This window comes from Roseateles aquatilis (genome assembly GCF_002205645.1).
GTDB classification, from domain to species: Bacteria; Pseudomonadota; Gammaproteobacteria; order Burkholderiales; family Burkholderiaceae_C; genus Roseateles; species Roseateles aquatilis.
This window is the reverse complement of sequence record NZ_NIOF01000004.1, coordinates 286,117-299,879: the sequence shown is the minus strand read 5'-3', so window position 1 is coordinate 299,879 and position 13,763 is coordinate 286,117. Positions and strand designations below refer to the sequence as shown.

13 protein-coding genes are annotated in these 13,763 nt (G+C 69.4%); 3 read left to right on the top strand and 10 right to left on the bottom strand.

Going from position 1 to position 13,763, the window contains the following annotated elements; all coding sequences use genetic code 11:
• Window positions 1-62 precede the first annotated feature (62 nt).
• Together CDN99_RS11860 and CDN99_RS11855 are read right to left on the bottom strand one after the other, a co-directional pair.
• Window positions 63-2,228, bottom strand: coding sequence for a TonB-dependent receptor (locus CDN99_RS11860; RefSeq protein WP_375134438.1), 2,166 nt, complete (start codon window positions 2,226-2,228; stop codon window positions 63-65).
• Between the two features lie 87 nt (window positions 2,229-2,315).
• Window positions 2,316-2,669 (bottom strand): DUF2946 family protein, encoded by a 354-nt coding sequence (locus CDN99_RS11855; protein WP_088385054.1) that lies wholly within the window; start codon window positions 2,667-2,669, stop codon window positions 2,316-2,318.
• A 349-nt stretch (window positions 2,670-3,018) separates the two neighbouring features.
• On the opposite strand from CDN99_RS11855, the gene lepB reads away from it, so the two are divergent.
• Both lepB and CDN99_RS11845 read left to right on the top strand, forming a co-directional pair.
• On the top strand, window positions 3,019-3,699 hold the full coding sequence (gene lepB, locus CDN99_RS11850) for a signal peptidase I (protein ID WP_088385053.1): 681 nt from the start codon (window positions 3,019-3,021) through the stop codon (window positions 3,697-3,699).
• Window positions 3,700-3,800: 101 nt separating this feature from the next.
• Window positions 3,801-4,511 carry a glutathione S-transferase N-terminal domain-containing protein gene (locus CDN99_RS11845; protein ID WP_088385052.1) on the top strand — a complete coding sequence of 237 codons (711 nt, stop codon included), beginning with the start codon at window positions 3,801-3,803 and terminating at the stop codon, window positions 4,509-4,511.
• A gap of 43 nt (window positions 4,512-4,554) precedes the next feature.
• Here CDN99_RS11845 and msbA read toward each other — a convergent pair whose 3' ends face one another.
• The 3 genes from msbA to glf form a co-directional block, all read right to left on the bottom strand.
• A complete protein-coding gene (msbA, locus tag CDN99_RS11840; RefSeq protein ID WP_088385051.1) occupies window positions 4,555-6,363 on the bottom strand; it encodes a lipid A export permease/ATP-binding protein MsbA in 1,809 nt (602 codons plus the stop codon).
• Window positions 6,364-6,550: 187 nt separating this feature from the next.
• Window positions 6,551-7,474: a hypothetical protein gene (locus tag CDN99_RS11835; RefSeq protein WP_088385050.1), complete on the bottom strand. Its 924-nt coding sequence runs from the start codon at window positions 7,472-7,474 to the stop codon at window positions 6,551-6,553.
• A complete protein-coding gene (gene glf / locus CDN99_RS11830) occupies window positions 7,471-8,574 on the bottom strand; it encodes a UDP-galactopyranose mutase (protein ID WP_088385049.1) in 1,104 nt (367 codons plus the stop codon). The genes CDN99_RS11835 and glf overlap by 4 nt, the downstream gene beginning before the upstream one ends.
• Before the next feature lie 64 nt (window positions 8,575-8,638).
• Between glf and CDN99_RS11825 the strand changes: the two genes are divergently transcribed.
• Entirely contained in the window at window positions 8,639-9,772 is a 1,134-nt protein-coding gene (locus CDN99_RS11825) for a glycosyltransferase (protein WP_238139489.1), read from the top strand.
• On the opposite strand, the gene CDN99_RS11820 is transcribed toward CDN99_RS11825, so the two are convergent.
• The 5 genes from CDN99_RS11820 to CDN99_RS11800 all read right to left on the bottom strand — a co-directional run bounded on the left by CDN99_RS11820 (window position 9,745) and on the right by CDN99_RS11800 (window position 13,573).
• Window positions 9,745-10,833 (bottom strand): glycosyltransferase family 2 protein, encoded by a 1,089-nt coding sequence (locus CDN99_RS11820; protein WP_088385047.1) that lies wholly within the window; start codon window positions 10,831-10,833, stop codon window positions 9,745-9,747. The genes CDN99_RS11825 and CDN99_RS11820 overlap by 28 nt on opposite strands.
• Window positions 10,834-10,867: 34 nt before the next feature.
• Window positions 10,868-11,647 (bottom strand): glycosyltransferase, encoded by a 780-nt coding sequence (locus tag CDN99_RS11815; protein ID WP_375134437.1) that lies wholly within the window; start codon window positions 11,645-11,647, stop codon window positions 10,868-10,870.
• Entirely contained in the window at window positions 11,631-12,788 is a 1,158-nt protein-coding gene (gene lapB / locus CDN99_RS11810; protein ID WP_088385045.1) for a lipopolysaccharide assembly protein LapB, read from the bottom strand. Before lapB ends, CDN99_RS11815 begins: the two co-directional genes overlap by 17 nt.
• A complete protein-coding gene (locus CDN99_RS11805) occupies window positions 12,778-13,065 on the bottom strand; it encodes a LapA family protein (RefSeq protein WP_088385044.1) in 288 nt (95 codons plus the stop codon). The genes lapB and CDN99_RS11805 overlap by 11 nt, the downstream gene beginning before the upstream one ends.
• Window positions 13,066-13,261: 196 nt before the next feature.
• Window positions 13,262-13,573, bottom strand: coding sequence for an integration host factor subunit beta (locus CDN99_RS11800; protein ID WP_088385231.1), 312 nt, complete (start codon window positions 13,571-13,573; stop codon window positions 13,262-13,264).
• Between the last annotated feature and the right edge of the window lie 190 nt (window positions 13,574-13,763).

The window sequence follows — 13,763 nt, the reverse complement described above, 5'->3', positions numbered from 1 at the left end:
GGCTGCCAGCAGCCCGCGGGCATCAGGCGGAACGCGCCGGCGCGAGGCCGGCGCGTCGTCGCTCAGAACTCCTTCGTCAAGCTCAGGTACACCGTGCGGCGCTGCCCGAACTGCGGCGCGCCGACACCGATGCCCGAGCCGTCGCGCAGTTGATAGACCCGGTCGAACACGTTGAGCAGCGACAGCCGCGCCTCCAGTGGCCCCGCGCCGCCGAGGTCGAAGCGCTTGCTGACGTCGGCGTTCACGCTGGTGTAGGAGGGGAGGTGGGTCGTGTTGGCGAAGCCGTTGCGCAGGCCGCTGCCGTACAGCGCGCTCGCGCCCACCGCGTAGCCGTCGTCCATCCGGACGTTGAAGCCGGCCGAGGCGCTGAGCTTCTGCTCATGGTCCAGGTGGACCCAGTGATTGGCGATGAAGTCCAGCTCGTCCTGATCGAAGTTGAACTGGCCCGTTTCCACTTGCCGGGCGCGCGCCTTGACGGTGCCCAGGTTGGCGTACATCGACCAATTGCGCTCCCTGTAGTTGGCCGACAGGTCCAGCCCGTAGATGCGTCCCTGCGCGTAGTTGAAGGCCGAGTAGATCAGCGCGTTGCCGAACTGGCCTTCATCCTGCAGGTGGGACAGGGAGCGGTAGTAGCCGTCCAGCCCCAGCGTCAGGTGCGTGTTGACCTGGTAGACGAGGCCGGCGTCGTAGTAGTTGGAGCGCTCCGAGCGCACCGCGGTGTTGGCGTCCGACGGCAGCGCGTTGGTGGTGCCGGCGAAGGCGGCCACCGAGGTGGTGTCGATCTTCTCCGTCGGCGGCGGCGTGAAGTAGCGCGCGTAGCCGGCATGCACGCGCAGCGCCGGCGTGGCATCCCAGACCAGGCCGATGCGCGGGCTCCATTGATGCTCGCGCGTGACCGTGTTCACCGAGTCGTAGCGCACGCCGTAATTCAGCGTCAGCGCGCGGTCCAGCTTCCATTCGTCCTGCAGGTAGAGGCCCCACAGCTGGCCGCTGATCCGTGCGTTGTCCTGGACGGCCAGCGGCGTGCCGCTGCTCTGGTTGCCGTCGGCGTCGGCCGGGAAGACCAGGGCGTTGTTGAGCGCCGCCGCGTGCTCGCGCTGCGCGAACAGGCCGCTGCGCAGCGTGTGGGCGCCGTCCAGCCGGTAGGTCAGGTCGGCCTGCACGCCGTTGGCCTCGTTGCGGCGCAGGATGTCCGCGGCGACGCCCAGGTACTGCAGGTCGCCGACCGGATCCGGCGTGTAGTGGACGTCGGTGAAGCGGTGGAACAGCGACACCTGGTAGTCGGCCTTGTCGCCGATGACGCTCTGATAGCTGACGACCGCGAAGCGGTTGCGCTCGCGCTGCCGCGCGTCCAGCGTGCTCGAGTCCTTGTCCGGCGTGCCGTCGATGTTGAAGCTGGTCGACTGGCCCGGGGAGTTGGGGATCTGGAAGCGGTTGTCGGTGACGCCGAACATCGCGGTGACGCGGCTGTCGTCGTCCAGCAGGTAGGACACCACGCCGAAGCCCTTGCCCTGGTGCGTCTGGTCGTGCAGCGCGTTGCGCGTGGCGGTGGGGTTCTCGATGCCCAGGTTGTTGCCGAGGTAGGAGCCGCTGAACTCGTAGCTCAGCCGGCCCTGCGTGCCGTGCAGGGTGAGGTCGGTCTCGCGCTGGCGTTGCGTGCCCACCGTCACGCCGACGCTGCCGGCGAAGGGTTTGTCGTTCTCGTCGACGCCCAGGGTCTGGATGTCCACGATGCCGGCGGTCCGGTAGCCGTATTGGGCCGGCAGCGCGCCCGTCAGCAGGCTGATGCTGTTGGCGAAGCGCGTCTCCAGCGTCTGGCCGAAACCGCTGATCGCCTCGGGGATGACGACGCCGTTGATGCGGTACTGCAGGTTGGCGTGGTCGCCGCGCACATGCAGTCCGCCGTAGGAGTCCTGCACGACTCCCGGCGCCTGCAGCAGGACCTGGTTCAGCGGCGTGTCGTCGCCTTGCGGCAGGCGGGCGATGTCGGCCTTGTCGAACTTGTAGATGGTGCTGCCGGTGTCCGGCGACAGGCCGTTGCGCGCGGCGTCCAGGCGGCTGCGCGCGCCGTGGACCTGCACGGTGGGCAGTTCGTTGCCGGCGGCGGCCGATGCCGCGGGGGCGGGCGACGGCGCGGGAGCGTCGTCCGCGCGGGCTTGCTGCGCGTGCAGCAGCGGATAGGCGAGCGACAGGGACAGCGCGAGCACGCGCAGAGGGGGCATGGACATGATGTGAAAGCTCTGAAGAACGGTCGATCGAGCGCAAGCCGGCGGCTCCGGGGGGAGTTCGGCGATGCGGTCAGGGGAACGCGGGGGTCAGAGCGTCACGGGCGGGCCGCGGCTGCGCGGCTGGGGCGCGGGGGTCGAGCGGGTGCCGGGCTCGTGCGCCGGGGTGCGCACATGGCTGGCCTCGGCCAGCGCGAGGGTCGGCGCCTCGGAGCGTGCCGACACGGCCAGGCCGTCGAAGGCCAGGCAGACCTCGCACAGCGCGCCGGTCGACGGGTCGTCGGCGCTGGCCTGCGTGGTGCCGCCAGTGCCGCCGACGCCGATCGAGCCCGGTGCGCCGATCCCGTGCGAACCGGCCAGATGGCCGATCTCGTGCCAGGCCGCACCCTGCTGCGAGAGCAGCATGAACAAGGGCAGCAGCAGGTGCAGGAGATGCTTGCGCATGGGGCGCGATTATGAGCGTCGCCGGAGGGCGCCGACGAAGGTCAGGGCGCTGTTTTCCTCGATGGCCAGGGGCTTGTCGGTCGATTGTTGCTGGCGGGTTTCCGTGGCGTTGGGGTGGCGTTCGGTCGACGTGGAGGTGGCGTCAAGACGTCTGCGGGCAGGCTGCGCTGCCACCGTCGCGCCGCCACCGGGGCGCCGATTCCAGCCATCCGCCGCATGAGCGTTCGGGAGGCCGGGCGTGGCGGCAACACTCCACGGCGTAGTCGCCACGCTCTGCGTCGCAGGACGTGTGGCGGCCCGCTCGCCATCCCGCCGCAATCCGCGCGGCGCTTTTCTCAGGAGATGCCCCATGAAGTTCCCCCTCAAGTCCTGGCTGCGAGAGAACCGCAACTTCCTCTTGCTGATCGTGGGTTTCCTGTTCTTCCGCACCGCGATCGCGGACTGGAACCCGGTCCCCAGCGGCTCGATGCGGCCGACGATCCTGGAGGGCGACGTCGTTTTCGTCGAGCGCATCGCCTACGACTGGAAGCTGCCGCTGACCGATGTCTCGGTGCGCCGTGTGGGCGAGCCGCGGCGTGGCGACGTCGTGACCTTCGGATCACCGCGCGACGGCACGCGGCTGATCAAGCGTGTCGTCGGCGTGCCCGGCGACACGGTCGAGTTGCGCGCCGACCGGCTGACCATCAACGGCCAGCCCGCGACCTACGCGCCGGTCGAGGAGGTGGCCGAACCCGTCGCGCCCGGCATCGAGGTCCGCGGCGTCCGCGAGGTGGAGCAATGGGGCGGCCAGCGCCGCGTGGTGCAGTTCCTGCCCGACGTTCGCGCCCGTCGCGACTTCGGTCCGGTGGTCATCCCGCCCGACGAGTTTTTCATGATGGGCGACAACCGGGACAACAGCGAGGACTCGCGCTTCATCGGCCTGGTGCCGCGTCGGTTGATCATCGGCCAGGCGCATCGGGTGCTGGTGTCCGCCGACATCACGTCGCATTGGGCGCCGCGCTGGGACCGCTTCGCGGCGCCGCTGCGCTGAAGCACGGGCCGCATTGACCCGTGTCGCGCAGGGTCTCTGCGGGGCCACGGAGAATGGTCCGTCGAACCCCCTCCATCACCCCCATTCCCACCGGAATCTCCATGACGGACCTGTCCCGCTTCGCCATCACCCAGAAATGGCCCGCCCAGCATCCCGAGCGCCTGCAGCTGTACTCGCTGCCGACCCCCAACGGCGTCAAGGTCTCGATCGCGCTGGAGGAACTGGGCCTGCCGTACGAGCCGCACCTGGTCAGCTTCCAGACCAACGACCAGATGTCGGCCGAGTTCCTGTCGCTGAACCCGAACAACAAGATCCCCGCCATCATCGATCCCGACGGTCCGGGCGGCGAGCCGCTGCCGCTGTTCGAGTCCGGCGCGATCCTGGTGTACCTGGCCGAGAAGACCGGCCGGTTGATCCCGCAAGACCCGGCACGTCGCTACGAGACGCTGCAGTGGGTGATGTTCCAGATGGGCGGCGTCGGGCCGATGTTCGGGCAGCTCGGCTTCTTCCATAAGTTCGCCGGCCGCGAGTATGAGGACAAGCGCCCGCGTGACCGCTACGTCGCGGAATCAAAGCGGCTGCTGGCGGTGCTCGAAGAGCGCGTCACCGGCCGCGGCTGGATCATGGGCGACGAGTTCACCATCGCCGACATCGCCATCTGGCCGTGGGTCAACAACCTCGTGGGCTTCTACGAGGCGGGCGAGCTGGTCGGGTTCTCCGAGTTCAAGAACGTGCAGCGCGTGCTGGCGGCGTTCCTGGCGCGAGATGCGGTGAAGCGCGGGTTGAACATCCCGGCGCGTCCGGCGGCCTGATCGATCGCCCGGCGTCGCGGCTGCGCGGCGCCGGACTCCGGCCTCAGTGCTGGACCTTGACCATGCCGGCGTAGACGCCGTCCTGGGCCAGCAGCGTGTCGTGGTCGCCGGTCTCGATGACCTGGCCTTCGCTCATCACCTGGATGCAGTCGGCGCGGCGGATCGTCGAGAGGCGGTGCGCGATCACGATCAGGGTCTTGCGGCCCTGCCACAGCTCCAGCGCCTGCTGCACGGCGCGCTCGCTCTCGGTGTCCAGCGCGGAGGTGGCCTCGTCGAAGATCCACACCGGCGCATCCTTGTACAGGGCGCGGGCGATCGCCAGGCGCTGGCGCTGCCCGCCCGACAGCTTGCTGCCGTTGGCGCCGACGTCGGTGTCCAGCCCTTGCGGCAGCCCCTGCACGAAATCCCACAGCGCCGCGGCGCGCAGGACCTGCTCCAGCTTCGCGTCGTCGCGCGGCAGCGCGTAGGCGATGTTCTCGGCGACCGAGGTGTCGAACAGCACGATGTCCTGCGAGACCACCGCGAACTGACGTCGCAAGTTGGCTTTGGTCAGCTCGTCGATCGGCACGCCGTCGAACAGGATCTGCCCGCCGTCCGGTCGCTCGAACCCCAGCAGCAGGTTCACCACCGAGCTCTTCCCGGCGCCCGAGCTGCCCACCAGCGCCGTCGTCTTGCCGGCGGGGATGCGCAGGTTGAGCCCCGACAGGGCGTCGCGATTGGCGCCCGGGTAGCGCAGGGTGACGCCTTGCAGCGCGATGTCGCCGCGCGGGTCGGTCAGCTCGCGCGTGCCGGTGTCGGGCTCGGCCGGCGTGTCCAGCAGGCCGATGCAGCCGCGCGCCACGACCAGCGCGTTGGTGATGGGCTGCATCACGTCGCTCAGGTGGCGCAGCCGCGAGCTCATGAACAGCAGCGCCGCGACGAAGGACGCGAATTCGCCCACGCCCGTCTGGTTCTGGCGCGACTGGTACAGCGCCAGGCTGACGATGATGGAGATGCCGATGCTGGCCATCAGTTGCGAGAGCGGTTGCGCCATCGCGTTCGCGGCGGCCGTCTTCAGCGAGCTGCGCTGGACCTCGCGGGCGCGCTCGGCGAAGCGGCGGCTCTCGAAGTCCGCGGCGTCGAAGCTGCGCACCACGCGCCAGGCGCGGGTGACGTCCTCGACCACCGAGACCAGCCGCAGTTGCGCGTCGTAGGCCCAGGTGCCCATCGCCCGCACGCGGCGGTTGACCTTGCGCACCACGAAGGCCAGGCCCGGCACGGTGATCATGGACAGCAGCGTCAGCTTCCAGTTCAGCAGGAACAGGTAGCCCATCAATGCCAGCGCCGGCAGCCCGTCGCGCAGGATGGTCACCAGCGCCCCGGCGATCAGCGTCACCACCTGCTGCGGGTCGTTGACCACCTTGGTCACCGCGGTCGCCGGCTGGATGCTGGTGTAGACGCGGGCGTCGGCGCGCAGCAGCACCTGCAGCAGCGCGGCGCGGATGTCCATCACGGTGCGGGAGATGGTCCAGTTCAGCATGTACTGGCCGCAGAAGCTGAACAGCCCGCGCAGGCCGAACAGCCCGATCAGCACGATCGGCACCATCCAGATCGGGAAGCTGTACTGCATGTCCACCGAGGGCAGGGACACGCCCGGCACCGCGGGCGTGGCGGCCGGCTTGGGCTGGAACCCCTCGCCCAGCGCGTAGCCCAGCAGCTTGGGGATCAGCGGCTCGGTGGCCGCCACCAGCACGAAGGCCAGCACCGACAGCATCAGGCCCCAGCGGTGCGGCTTCATGAAGCGCCACAGGCGGCTCGCGGTCGGACCGAGCGGTTCGAGGTCTTTCTTCGGGGAAGAGGAATCGGCGGTCATGTCGGAGGCCCCGTCCGGACGCGTGCGCGCAGTCCGAACCAGCCTGGGATCGGGCGAAGGAAGCGGGATTGTGCCGGAGATGCCCATCGCGGCCGAACGGCGGCGCCGGTGCGCGCACGGGCACGGGCCAACCTGTCGAGCGAGCCGTCGGTTGATCCTTCGGTCCGCGGCCGGCGCGGGCGGGGCCTCAGCTGCCTTCGTCCAGCAGGCGCTTGAGCACGCGGGCGATGCGGCGTTTCCATCGAATCCACTTGTTGGGCGTCTCGCGCGCGACGAACAGGCGGTGGAAGATGGCCGAGTCACGCAGCGCCGGCGCTTCGCGATCGACCAGGTCCAGGCTGGCCTGGCGCAGCAACTGACGCTCCTGCCAGGCCGTGCGGCCGTTGCGGTAGACCTTCGCGCCGCTGGTCACCGGCCGCCGGTGGCTGACCATGACCGCGTCCAGCAGCGCGGTGCGGGCGCACCCGTTCAGCTGCTGCAGCACCGGGATCAGGAATCGGTCCAGCCCCCAGGATGAGATGTTGTCGCGGTAATACTCGCGCGCCGCCAGGAACAGCGACCCGCGATAGAACGGCGTCATCACCTCGACCCAGTCCACCTCGCGATAGAGGCGGTTGGGCTGATGCCGCATCCAGTGATGCGAGTAAGGGCTGTCATGGCTCAGCGTCGGCGAGAACACGTCCAACTGCTCGCATCGACCCAGGTGCAGCGCGAAGTTGATCTGGCCGATGGACACGAGGATGTCGTCGTCGATCAGCGCCACGTACTCCGGCGGCTCGGACGCCGACCCGGCCATGGGGGCGGCGAGGTGCTCAGCCAGGTGGTGGAAGATCTCGCCCTTGCATTCGGTGCGGGCGGACAGCACGGTGACGTGTTGCCCGCGAATCTGGCGTTCGCCGCCGGCCTGCCGGCCGGTGTAGTCGAACAGGATCCAGTCGAACTCGGGCGTCGCGTCGAAGTGGATCAGCGCCAGCGGCACGCTCGCGCCGTCCCAGGACACCAGCACGACCGGGCGTCCCCCGGCGTGCGGCGGCCAGGTGTCGTTGACCTCGTCGCGCCGGGTCTCGGAAGCCGGCGCGGACCCCGGGGCTGGATCGGCCGCCACCGTCACGCCGCGGCGCCGCCCAGCAGGTCCTGCGCCGTCTTCAGCGCCGCGGCCACGATCTGGTCCATGTTGTAGTAGCGGTACTGCGCCAGCCGGCCGACGAAGGTCACCCCCCGCGCCTGCTCCGCCATCGCCTCGTACTTCTTGAACAGCGCCTCGTTCTCGGGACGCGGCACCGGGTAATACGGGTCGCCTTCGGCCTGCGGGTATTCGCGCACGATGGACGTGCCGGCGTGGGTCTCGCCGGTCAGGTGCTTGAACTCGGTGATGCGCGTGAACTCGTGGTCGTTCGGATAGTTCACCGTGCCGACCTGCTGGAACTGCGCGGTGTCTGGCAGATGCTCGTGGGCGAAGCTCAGGCTGCGGTAGGGCAGCGCGCCGTGGCAGTGATCGAAGTAGGCGTCGATCGGGCCGGTGTAGATGATGTGCGCGCCGGGGAACTGGTCGCGGACCTCCTTGAAGTCGACGCCGGTGCGCACGGTGATTCCCGGGTGGTCCAGCAGGCGCTCGAACATGCGGGTGTAGCCCTCGGCGGGCATGAACTGGAAGCTGTCGCCGAAGTAGCGGTCGTCGTCGTTGCTGCGCGTCGGGATGCGGGCGGCGACACCGGCCGACAGCTGCGACAGGTCCAGCCCCCACTGCTTCTTCGTGTAGCCGCGGAAGAACTTGTCGCACAGGTCGGGGCCGACGCTGTTGAGCACCACGTCCTCGCTGGTCTGCAGCGGATCGCGGGGCTCGCGCACCGTCTCCAGGTAGCCCTGGACCTCGTCCTCGGTCAAGGACAGGCCGTAGAGCTGGTTGATCGTCGTGCGGTTGATCGGGATGGGCAGCAATTGCTCGCCGACCTTCGCCAGCACGCGATGCTCGTAGAAGCGCCAGGTGGTGAAGCGCGACAGGAACTCGAACACCTTCTTCGCATTGGTATGGAAGATGTGCGGCCCGTACGGATGGATCAGTACGCCGTGGGCGTCGCGCTGGTCGTAGGCGTTGCCGCCGATGTGCGGTCGCTTGTCGATCAGATGGACCGTCTTGCCGGCATCGGCCAGCACGCGGGCGCAAACGGAGCCGGCATAGCCGGCACCCACGATGAGGTAATCAGTCTTCATAGGACGGGCCGCGACGGACCTGCTTGAGGAATGGGCGGATTGTGACTCCGAATAAACTCGTCCGATGGTTGAACCTCTCCCGCGCATGCCGTCGACTTCAAGCCGTCGCCGCGTGCTGCATTTCGTCACCGGCGGGTTTTCCGGCGCGACCCAGGTGGCGGTCGATCTCTGCCTTGCGCAATTGAACAGCGCCCGCATCGAGCCCATCCTGGTGCTGCGCCACAAGCGCCACACCGACTCCCCCGCCACCCGCGCGCGCATCCAGGCGCTGCGCGATCAAGGCCTGCCCGTGCACGTGGTGCCGGGCTGGGCGCATTTCGCGACCCGGCGCGCGCTGCGGCGGCTCTGCGCCGAGCTGCGTCCCGACGTGCTGATGGCGCATGGCTTTCCCGAGCACCTGCTGGGCCGGAGCGCCGGCCTGGAGGCGGGCGTGCCGGCGCTGGTGCAGGTCGAGCACAACGCCCGCGAGCGCTACACCCGCGCCACGCGCGCGCAGGCGCGGCGGCTGAGCGAGCGCAGCGCGCGCCTGGTCGGCGTTTCCGAGGGGGTGCGCCGGCAGCTCGTCACGCTGGGCATGCCCGAGGCCCGGACGATGGCGATCCCCAACGGCATCCGCCTGGACCGTTTCGCCGAGGCCGACCGGCATCCGGCCGATGGCCGCGAGCCGGGCATCGTGATGTCGGCCCGCTTCGCACGGCAGAAGGATCAGATGACCCTGATCCGCGCGGTGGCGCTGCTGCGCGATCGCGGGCTGCGGCCGGTGCTGTATCTGGCCGGCGGCGGCAAGGCCGGCTACCGCTGGTGGGCGCGGCGACTGGCGAGCCGGCTGGACCTGGGCGATCAGGTGCGTTTCCTGGGCCATCACGGCGACATGCCGGGCCTGCTGATGAGCCAGCGGATCTTCGTGCTCGCCACCCATTGGGAAGGCATGCCGCTGGCCCTGCTGGAGGGCATGGCGGCGGGCTGCGCCTGCGTGGCGTCGCTGGTGCCGGGCGTGGAGGGCGTGCTGGAGCAGGATCGCACCGGCCTGCTGGTGCCGGAGTCCGACCCCGCGGCCCTGGCCGATGCGATCGAGCGCTTGTTGCGCGATCCGGCGCTGGCCGCGCGGCTCGGTGCGGCGGCGCGCCGGCGGGCTCTCGAGGAGCACGGCGTCGCGCTGATGATGCGGCGCTACGAGGACATGCTGCTGTCGCTCTGAGCCGGGGCCTGATGGCCCAGGCTGCCGCAATCGGCCTCGCGCAACCAGCGGCGCAGGCGCAACGCGCGGATCCACCAGCCGCGACGCAGGTAGGTGAACTTCAGCTCGCGCAGCGAGATCGGCGACGCCTCCTCGAAAGCTTGCCGGTAATGCGTGATCAGGCCGCCGCAGCGATCGGGCTGCGCCTTGGTCGCCATGCGCGCCGCGCCGATGAAGTTGCGCGCGGTGAAATGAGCCCACGCGAACAGCGCCGCATCCGTCAGCGAGGACCGGACCGCGGCCTCGCGCAGGTTGGCCAGCGCGTGGGCCAGGTGCTCGGCCTTCTTGAGGTTGGGCGTGTGCAGGATGGAGCCCTCGCGCTGGCGATAGCCGATCCAGACCTCGGGCTCGTACCAGAACGTGCTCGCCGCCAGGGCCAGCAACGGTGTCGTGGCCATGTCCTCGAAATACCTGCCGACCGGGAAGCGCAATTGCTCCCCCCAGACGCTGCGCTTGGCGATCTTGGACCAGCTGTGCAACTGCCCGGCCTCGAACAGGCCCTGGACCAGCAGCGAGGTGTCGTTCAGCAGCTCGCGCGCGGGGCCATGGAAGGTGTGCATGTGCAAATGCCCCCGCCAGCGGTGGCGGGCCTTCATCCGTTCGCGGACCATGCGGAAGTCGCACAGCACCAGCGATGGCGCCTGCGCCTGGACGATGCCGCGCAGGCTGTCGATCGCGCCAGGCGTCAGGAAGTCGTCCGAGTCGAGGAACCAGACGTACTCGCCCTGGGCGGCCTGCAGCAGCGTATTGCGCGCGCCGGAGAGGCCCAGGTTCTGCGTGTGGAACAGGCAGCGCGCGCGCGCGTCGCGCGCCGCGAGTTCGCACATCAACTGGCCCGAGCCATCGGTGGAGCAGTCGTCCACCATCAGCACCTCGACGCCTTGGTCGGCCTGGGACAGCACCGACGCGAGGCATTCCCGCAGGTAGTCCTCGACGTTGTAGACGGGGATCAGCACCGACAGCCACGGGCGCACGCGTGGCGGTTCGGTCGGTGATGAGGGGGGCGGAGCGTCTGAGGTCATCGCTAGATCGTCGAAGGCGTCATCGTCCGCGCGTTCACTCGTGCCAGTGATCGGCGATCCACGGGGCCGGCAGCGGACGCCGCCAGTTGCCGTTGCTGCGGCCCTCCTGCGCGTCGGGCGGGTTCATCACGCCGTGGAAGATCAGGATGCGGGCACCGTCCGGAATGAACGGCGCGCGCCAGTAGTTCGACGGCCAGCGCGGGATGCAGTGGTACTTGAAGCTCGCGCACCAGCGGTCGTCCCAGTACTGCAGCTGACCCTTTTGATGGATCGCGTCGGACAGGTAGGCCTGCTCGTTGCGGAACTCCTTGCGGATGGTCTCGAACTCGCGCCGGAACTTCGCCAGCACGTCGGCATGCGCGCCCAGCGTGTAGCGGTAGACCGACGAGTTGCCGGTGATGCGCCAGGGGCGCTTCCAGTCGTGAATGATCAGGAACTCGCCCGGCACCTCGAAGAACGGCGTCATGTCGTCGACGATGACCACGTCCAGATCCAGGAACAGCGCGGTGCCGCGCAGGCCGTGCAGGTCGGCCTCGAAGGTGGTCAGCTTGTACCAGCCGCGGTCCGGGATGCCCGGCGGCAGCGCCAGCGGCGGGATCGGCAGGCATTCGACCTCGGCCCGCACGCCTTCGCTGCGATCGGTCAGGCAGACGAAGCGGAAGTCGCCGCGCAGGTGGCGGCGCACCATCGCGTAGAGCCGGTTGACGTACTCGGGGCCGTACTTGGTCCCCCACTTCATGCACAGGATGACGCGGTCGCCGCCGGGCATGCCGGAGGCGGGCAGGGTGGACGGGAATTCAGAGCTCTTCGACATGACGCGGGGGATAACTGTCCCAGCTGAGGCAGCCCGGGCATTGCCAGAAATAATGCTGCGACTCGAAGCCGCAGGCGGCGCAGCGATAACGTTGCAGCGGACGCACCGCGCGTTGCAGCGCGGTGCCGACGAGCTGGGCCTCGTCCTCGTTCAGCGGCTGCTGGCGGGACTGGCTCTGCTGCAGCAACTGCGTCGCGGCGGACAGCGCGGGCTCGACGCGCAGGTGCTCGGCCAGCCGCTTGCGCTGCGCCTCGGGCGCGGGCTCCAGCAGCGCGATCGCCTGCAGCAGCGCCATGCTCGGATGGCGGCGGTACTGGGCCTCGAGCAGCGCCAGCGCCTGGCCCGTCGTGCCGATGGCCTGCGCGGCTTGCGCGTAGTCCCGCGCGACCAGGTTGAACGCGTCGGGGTTGGCCTTCAGCAGCTCGCCGTAGATGGCCTGCGCGCCGGCCTGGTCGCCCTGGTGGGCGAGCATCTGGCCCAGCAGCACGTAGGCGCGCGCCGATTGCGGCGCGCGGTCGCGGGCCTGGTCCAGCCAGCGGCGCGCGGCGGTCTCGTCCTGGTGGGCGTGCGCCTCCAGTGCCAGCTCGCACCAGTAGTTGGCGATGCGGCCGGCGAAGCTGGCGGTGCCGGCTTCCTCCAGCTGTTCCGAGATCCGCGCCGCCTTGGCCCACTCGCGCGAGCGCTCGTACAGCGACAGCAGGGCCAGCGCGGCGTCGTGGTCGAAGGCGGTGCCCTTGAGGGCCTCGTAGGCGCTCTCGGCGCGGTCGAACAGGCCGGCCTTGAAGAAGTCCTGCGCCAGCGCGTACTGCGCGCGGTCGCGCTCCGCCTTGGGCAGGTCGCCGCGCGACAGCAGATGCTGGTGCACGCGCACGGCACGTTCGTACTCGCCGCGGCGGCGGAACAGGTTGCCCAGCGCGAAGTGCAGCTCCGAGGTGTCGGGGTCGGCCTGCACCGCTTCGATGAAGGCGTCGATGGCCTTGTCCTGTTGCTCGTTCAGCAGCAGGTTCAGACCCTTGAAGTAAGCGCGGGGGGCGTCGCGCTGCTCGCGTTTCCACTGGCGAGCGTCCAGCTTGGAGGCGAGCCAGCCCAGGCCGAAGACGAGGGGGACGCCGATCAGCAACCAGCTGAGATCAAATTCCATCGGGGATCTTGGGGTCGGGAATGACGGCCGGCGGCAGATCGTCCGCCGGCGGGAGCGAGCGCGCGGCGGCGCGCTTGTGACGCCACCAGGACGGCACCATCGCCAGCACGCCGAAGGCGCAGCCGACCGCGAAGGTCAGCAGCACTACGATCACCAGCGGGGATCGCCAGGCCTGGCCGAAGAACCAGTGCACGACGACCTCCTGGCTGTTGTTCAGCGCGAAGGCGAAGAGGGTGAAGAACAGGAAGGCGCGGAAGAGCCAGACCAGGATTCGCATGGGCGCGATTCTAGGCGTGTGCGCAAGGCGGTATGACGGAAGGCAGGGCGTGGTAACCCGGCTTTTACTTCCTGACGCGGCACCGGGAAATCCCGCGATGCGCGGCGCTGCCGGTCATCCGCGCGTGATGTCCGCCGAGCGGACCCGCGGGTCGGACGAGACCCTCGATCGAGGGGGTGTGCGCGTGCGTGGCCGCTCAGGCGGCGGCTTCGTCGTCCAGGACGGGCAGTTGCGCGTCGACGGCTTCGCGCAGGGCCTTGCCGGGCTTGAAATGGGGCACCAGCTTTTCGGGGATCAGCACTTGCTCGCCGCTGCGCGGATTGCGGCCCATGCGGGGCGGGCGGCGGTTGATCGAGAAGCTGCCGAAGCCGCGGATCTCGATGCGGTGGCCCCGGGCCAGCGCGTCGGACATCGCGTCCAGGATGGTCTTGACCGCGAACTCGGTGTCTCGTTGCGTGAGCTGGCCGAAGCGCTCGGACAAGTGGGCCACCAGGTCGGATCGGGTCATGGTCGTGGGCATCTGAATAAAAACAGGCTCGCTGCGGAGCGAGCCTGTTGGAGCGGTTTCGCGTGTCTGAGGGGGAGGCTAACTCAGCCGCACCCCGGCCAGAACAGGGATTCTCAGGAGACCGGTGCCGCGTTGTTCGCGTTTCGCGACAGGCGCGGCATCCGGTTCCGGATCGTCCCGGCGATCGGTG

Bases quoted from the DNA above. Each gene is read 5' to 3' on its own strand.
- CDN99_RS11860 (WP_375134438.1), bottom strand. From the start codon at position 2,228: ATGTCCATGCCCCCTCTGCGCGTGCTCGCGCTGTCCCTGTCGCTCGCC.
- CDN99_RS11855 (WP_088385054.1), bottom strand. From the start codon at position 2,669: ATGCGCAAGCATCTCCTGCACCTGCTGCTGCCCTTGTTCATGCTGCTC.
- lepB (WP_088385053.1), top strand. From the start codon at position 3,019: ATGAAGTTCCCCCTCAAGTCCTGGCTGCGAGAGAACCGCAACTTCCTC.
- CDN99_RS11845 (WP_088385052.1), top strand. From the start codon at position 3,801: ATGACGGACCTGTCCCGCTTCGCCATCACCCAGAAATGGCCCGCCCAG.
- msbA (WP_088385051.1), bottom strand. From the start codon at position 6,363: ATGACCGCCGATTCCTCTTCCCCGAAGAAAGACCTCGAACCGCTCGGT.
- glf (WP_088385049.1), bottom strand. From the start codon at position 8,574: ATGAAGACTGATTACCTCATCGTGGGTGCCGGCTATGCCGGCTCCGTT.
- CDN99_RS11825 (WP_238139489.1), top strand. From the start codon at position 8,639: ATGGTTGAACCTCTCCCGCGCATGCCGTCGACTTCAAGCCGTCGCCGC.
- CDN99_RS11820 (WP_088385047.1), bottom strand. From the start codon at position 10,833: ATGACCTCAGACGCTCCGCCCCCCTCATCACCGACCGAACCGCCACGC.
- CDN99_RS11815 (WP_375134437.1), bottom strand. From the start codon at position 11,647: ATGTCGAAGAGCTCTGAATTCCCGTCCACCCTGCCCGCCTCCGGCATG.
- lapB (WP_088385045.1), bottom strand. From the start codon at position 12,788: ATGGAATTTGATCTCAGCTGGTTGCTGATCGGCGTCCCCCTCGTCTTC.
- CDN99_RS11805 (WP_088385044.1), bottom strand. From the start codon at position 13,065: ATGCGAATCCTGGTCTGGCTCTTCCGCGCCTTCCTGTTCTTCACCCTC.
- CDN99_RS11800 (WP_088385231.1), bottom strand. From the start codon at position 13,573: ATGACCCGATCCGACCTGGTGGCCCACTTGTCCGAGCGCTTCGGCCAG.